The sequence below is a fragment of the Vibrio sp. 10N.222.49.C9 genome, assembly GCF_041474985.1.
In the GTDB taxonomy this organism is placed as follows: Bacteria; Pseudomonadota; Gammaproteobacteria; order Enterobacterales; family Vibrionaceae; genus Vibrio; species Vibrio crassostreae_C.
Window position 1 is genome coordinate 1 of record NZ_JBFRVD010001350.1, and the last position, 360, is coordinate 360.

1 pseudogene is annotated in these 360 nt (G+C 40.0%); it reads left to right on the forward strand.

What is annotated here, in order from left to right:
* Positions 1 to 360, forward strand: a pseudogene (locus tag AB4585_RS28240) (ATP-dependent helicase); the annotation flags it as partial.

A 360-nucleotide genomic window follows, 5' to 3' on the forward strand; every position in this document is an offset into this window, starting at 1 on the left:
ATCATAGCTTAGGTGTTAAGTTACTAGTCGAGCCTGAAAACTGCGCGCTCATTATTGAACGGATGAAGAGAGAGCAGGTTCGCGTTGTTATTGAAAATCTAAATATTGAAGGTTTAGATTATGACTCGCTGCAGTCTCAAGAATCTTACGAAGTACTTAGAGTGGTTTCTGAGCAACATCCAGAACTGTTTTTTCAAGCGCTTGGTTTAGGAGAGTCTTTAGAGGAATACAATGCACTCAAAGAGAGGGTACAAGGTACTATTCAGAACCATCCGTCATATCCGATGTACGACTATCAGATAGATTGTGCCAATCGAGTAAAAAACTATATTGATTCGACTACAGATAAACGGGTTCTGC